Source organism: Streptomyces sp. MBT53 (assembly GCF_016654115.1).
Lineage (GTDB): Bacteria > Actinomycetota > Actinomycetes > Streptomycetales > Streptomycetaceae > Streptomyces.
Genome location: NZ_JAEQAZ010000359.1, coordinates 1 through 4,235 on the forward strand (window position 1 = coordinate 1; position 4,235 = coordinate 4,235).

Consider the following 4,235-nt stretch of genomic DNA (forward strand, 5'->3'; position numbering starts at 1 on the left):
CCCCCAGGAACACGACCAACACCAACAAGAAGGGGTGAGCCATGGCCAAGAAGGACGAGCGCACCCCGCAGGACTATCGGGAGATCCTCGCCAGCTTCCAGTACCCGGACGAGGTCAAGCGCACGAAGGGGCGCCGCGACCGGCGGGCGGCCAAGCGAGAGCACCGCGAGGAGGTCCGACGCACCTCGAAGGCATGGGTCCGCGAACAGCGCCGCCGCGAGCCCATCCGCCCGGCCGCGGCCCTGATCGTCGTTGTGGCGGTCCTGGCCGCGGGTGCCGGCGCCCGCTTCCTGTGGCCCGGCCTCCTCGGGGCCAGTGACCACCAGGCCCCCAGCACGGCGGCCACCGCGACGCCGACCCCCGGCGCCCAGGACGGCGCGCCCGCCTCCTCCCCGAGCGCGCCCTCGGCGACGCCGAGCTCGTCGCCATCCGCGGCCGTCGACCTCAGCGACCCGGACCACGTCGCGGCCGAGGCCCTGCGCCTCTACCTGACCCGCAACCCCCCGCAGGACGGCGACCATTCGGCCTCCGTCCTGCGGGCCGCCGCCTACATGACGCCCGCCCTCGTCGAGAACCTGGCCAGCCAGGATGACCCGTCGTGGGAGAAGCTCGTCAGCCGCGGCGGGGTGGCCACCGTGAGCACCGTCAAGGCCGGGCCGGCAGACAGCAAACTCCCGGTCGACACCCCCGTCCGTGTGTGGCGGAAGGTGACGGCGAAGGTCGACGTCGAGGGATACACCGACTACAGCGAAAACACCGTCGTACAGGCCGAGTTGACCAACAGCGGCAACGGGTGGCACGTGTCCCGAATCGTGGGCCTGTAGTGGAAGGACGCGACGCAGCCCGCGCCCTGTCGACCATGACGAAAGGCACGGTCAAGCTCAAGGCGTACGCCATCGGCGCCGTCGTCTTCGTGCTCTTCCTCTGCATCCTCGGCTTCATGGCCGGTGCCGGCGGAGGGCAGGCGTTCGCCAACTCGTGCGGCGACCGCGGAGAACCGAGCGTCGACTACGGCGACGACGGCGACGGCGACCAAGCCCAGAACAACACGACGGGGGACGTCCGGAAGAACCAGATAGCCAACGCCAAGATCATTGACACCGTTGCCGCAGACGGCGGCCTATCCGGACGCGCAACCCTCATCGCCCTCATGACCGCGCTTCAGGAGTCGAGCCTCCTCAATCTGAATCATGGCCACCTCGATAGCGTCGGGCTCTTCCAGCAACGCCCCTCGCAAGGGTGGGGAACCCTGACGCAGCTCATGAACCCCGAGTACGCCACCCGGATGTTCCTCTTCGGCGCCGACCCGAAATCCACGGTCGGCATCCATGGCCTGACGGACGTCAAGGGCTGGGAAACCATGCCTCTCTGGAAGGCCGCCGCGTCCGTCCAGCACCCGGCCGAGCAGTACGAGCAGCTCTACGCAGGGCAGGAGAGCGCCGCCCGCGACATAGCCAAAGACGCCGGGATCGACCTCGAACGCGCGACGACGAGCGACAGCTCGACCGGCGGGGACCAGGCCGACGACACCAGCACCGACCAGAGCGACAACGGCGAGTGCTACCCCGAGGACAACAGCGGCGGCGGTACCGGCAAGACCGGCGACCCGTTCCACGACGGCGCCGCCGACTGGCCGGCAGTGGTCAAGAACCCGCGCTCGACGGCCGACGCCATCGCGTGGGCCAAGAACGAAGCTGCGAACGGAACCGGCGATTGGTACCGCGCTTGCCTGGCCTTTGTCGCCCGCGCCTACGGCTGGAATTTCTCCGGGGTCAATTACGCAATAGACCACTACAAGGAAATGCCAGCGAGCATGAAACACGACGGCGACCGGATGCCCCCGCCCGGCGCCCTCATGTATTGGGACACCGGAAAACGAGCGGGGCACGTCGCTATATACATCGGTGATGGGAAAATCGCTAGCAATGATGTACTCCGCCCTGGTTATATCGACATCGTCCCGGCGACGTACATTGAGAAGCATTGGCAGGCAACCTATCTCGGGTGGGCGCCGCCGTATTTCCCCAAGGGTGGATAGAGCGGAGAGACAGCACCAATGACCAGCATCGACCCCGACACCGTCCCCGCCACGCCCGTTTACACCATCACCCTCAACGCGAACGGCGCCGCCGCCGTCAACGGCCAGGAGGTCACAGGCCCCGGCCTCGACCCCGACGAGGCCCGCCTCCTGGCCCTCGGCGAGGTCCGCGTCAAGGCCGCGCTACACGGCCGCCCCGTCCGCGTCCTCGCCAAGGACGCGGACGGCACCGCGTGGCCCCTGATCGTGGCCACAGACGGCACTGTGACCACCCTCAACCGCCCGCACCCGGCACCGCCGTCCCAGCCCGCCCCGCCTCCGCCCAGCAGCGGCCGGCACCCGTACCCGGACGCCGACGAGCTCACCGTCGCCATGCGCCGCGAGATGCCCCCGGCCTTGATGGGCCACGGCCAGCAGACGACGGCCGGACAGCCGCCGGCGCCGCGGGCCGCCGCCACCAACGCATGGGGCCACCCCGTCCCCGAGGAGTGGAACAGCCCGCTCCCCGAGGAGTACCGCGCCCCGTGGGAGCAGCTCGCCGCGCACCAGCGCGCCGGCGCCTTCGCCGAGGCCATCGTCACGGCCTACCAGCTCGAAACGGACCTCACCAAGCAGTTCGGCCCGCTGCACCCGCACACGGTCAACGTGCTGACTGTGCGGGCATGGCTGACCCTCACCAGCACCGCACGCACCCACGAATGGGCCGAGACGACCGAGCTCCTCGTCGAGACCGCGCAGCGTCAGCGCGACGCCATGGCGCCCCAGGAGGAGAGCGCCCGCGTCCTCCGCAACGCACACGGGGCGTGGCGGTTGCTGCGGGACCAGGACCCCGAGTCGGCCCGCGAAATCGCCGAGCCGCTCGTGAACCTTCTGGTGGCGTTCCCGAGCGCTGCGCACGCCGAGTCGAACGCGCGGCGCGCCCGCGACGTAATCCGCTGGATTGAAAGCGGCGCAGCGGCATAACGGCGTAGCCACCCCACAAAGGGCCCCTCTCTCATCCGGGAGAGGGGCCCTTTTGCGTTTCCACCCTGGGGCGCAGCACGGAGCAGCAAGGGCGCAGCGAGCCGCTTAACCGCCCTCACGGGCCCTTTTTCCGGGGCGTGGCCCAGGGTGCCACACGGCGCGCCGCGCACCGCCCTGCGGGGCCTGGCGGCCCCTCCGGGCGAATCGGCGGGCGCCTTCGGCGCGTTCACCGCCGATTCGGTCCGCTTCGCGGACCGCCCTTTTGCCTGCGCCTTCGGCGCGCACCGGCAAAAGGGTTTTCGGCCCTGCGCCTTCGGCGCGCACCGGGCCGAAAAGCACGCGGCGCGCCGCGCGGCCTCCTGGGTCACGCCCCGGAAGCACAACGCGAAAGGCGCTATTTCCGTGACCCCAATTACCTGCCCGCAGTGCGGCGGCCTATCGGCCTACCTCATTCGGCCCGACGGCCTGTTCGGCTGCCCCGAATGCGGAAACCTCCTCGACCGCCGCGATATCGACCTCGACGGATTCGAGGTCTGGGCGGTCGACGAGACCGGCACCCTCGGCAAGGTGCAGGACCCGACCGAGGCGCGCGAGCGACTGCACGAGTACCTCGCTGAATACCTCGACGAGCCCCTCGACTCCCATTTCGAGGCAAGCCTCCTCAACTCCTTTGAATGGGCCGCCGCCGACATCCTCGACGCCATGGCCGCCGGGCTCAAAATCCCGGAGCCGACGCAGTGAGGCCCGAGGAAACCGTCACCTGCAACTACTGCAACGAATGGGTTGACTCCGTCCACGACGACGGAATTTGCACGGACTGTCACGTGCATTCCCTCGGCGATATGGACCCCGCCGAATGCGGGTGCTCCGACTGTGAAGAGAACGAACGAGAGGCACAGGAAATGCAGGACACTACCCGCTTCCAGCTCGGCGACGCCGACCAGGAATGCCGATACCCCGTCAACGTCGACGGAAAGAACGTCGGACTCATCTACCGGTGGCACGGCGCTTGGTACGCCGTCCCCGCCGGACAGTCCGACGAATTCCGAGTCGGCGCCGGAAGCACCGGCAGTGAAGCCGCCGCGCGCTACCTCACCGAGGAATTCGACGCGGGCCGCATCACCCCGCAGAAGAACACCGAGACCGGCACCGCCGTCGCCAAGGAGATCGGCGGCGACTTCCTGCCCCTGGACGTCGCCGACCCCAGGGCCGTCGCGGAGGTCGCGGACGAGGT

Annotated in this window: 4 protein-coding genes and 1 pseudogene; all 5 read left to right on the forward strand. The window is 69.3% G+C overall.

Annotated features, from left to right (window positions below):
- Positions 1-41: 41 nt before the first annotated feature.
- Complete coding sequence (locus JHN45_RS50770; protein WP_201056253.1) at positions 42-824, forward strand: hypothetical protein; 783 nt, start codon at positions 42-44, stop codon at positions 822-824.
- Positions 825-859: 35 nt separating this feature from the next.
- Positions 860-2,038, forward strand: a complete 1,179-nt coding sequence (locus JHN45_RS50775) for a peptidase M23 (protein WP_201056255.1) — start codon at positions 860-862, stop codon at positions 2,036-2,038.
- A gap of 18 nt (positions 2,039-2,056) precedes the next feature.
- Positions 2,057-3,001 carry a hypothetical protein gene (locus tag JHN45_RS50780; protein WP_201056257.1) on the forward strand — a complete coding sequence of 315 codons (945 nt, stop codon included), beginning with the start codon at positions 2,057-2,059 and terminating at the stop codon, positions 2,999-3,001.
- A 147-nt stretch (positions 3,002-3,148) separates the two neighbouring features.
- Positions 3,149-3,742, forward strand: coding sequence for a hypothetical protein (locus JHN45_RS50785; RefSeq protein WP_201056258.1), 594 nt, complete (start codon positions 3,149-3,151; stop codon positions 3,740-3,742).
- A gap of 161 nt (positions 3,743-3,903) precedes the next feature.
- Positions 3,904-4,235, forward strand: a pseudogene (locus JHN45_RS53825) (hypothetical protein); the annotation flags it as partial.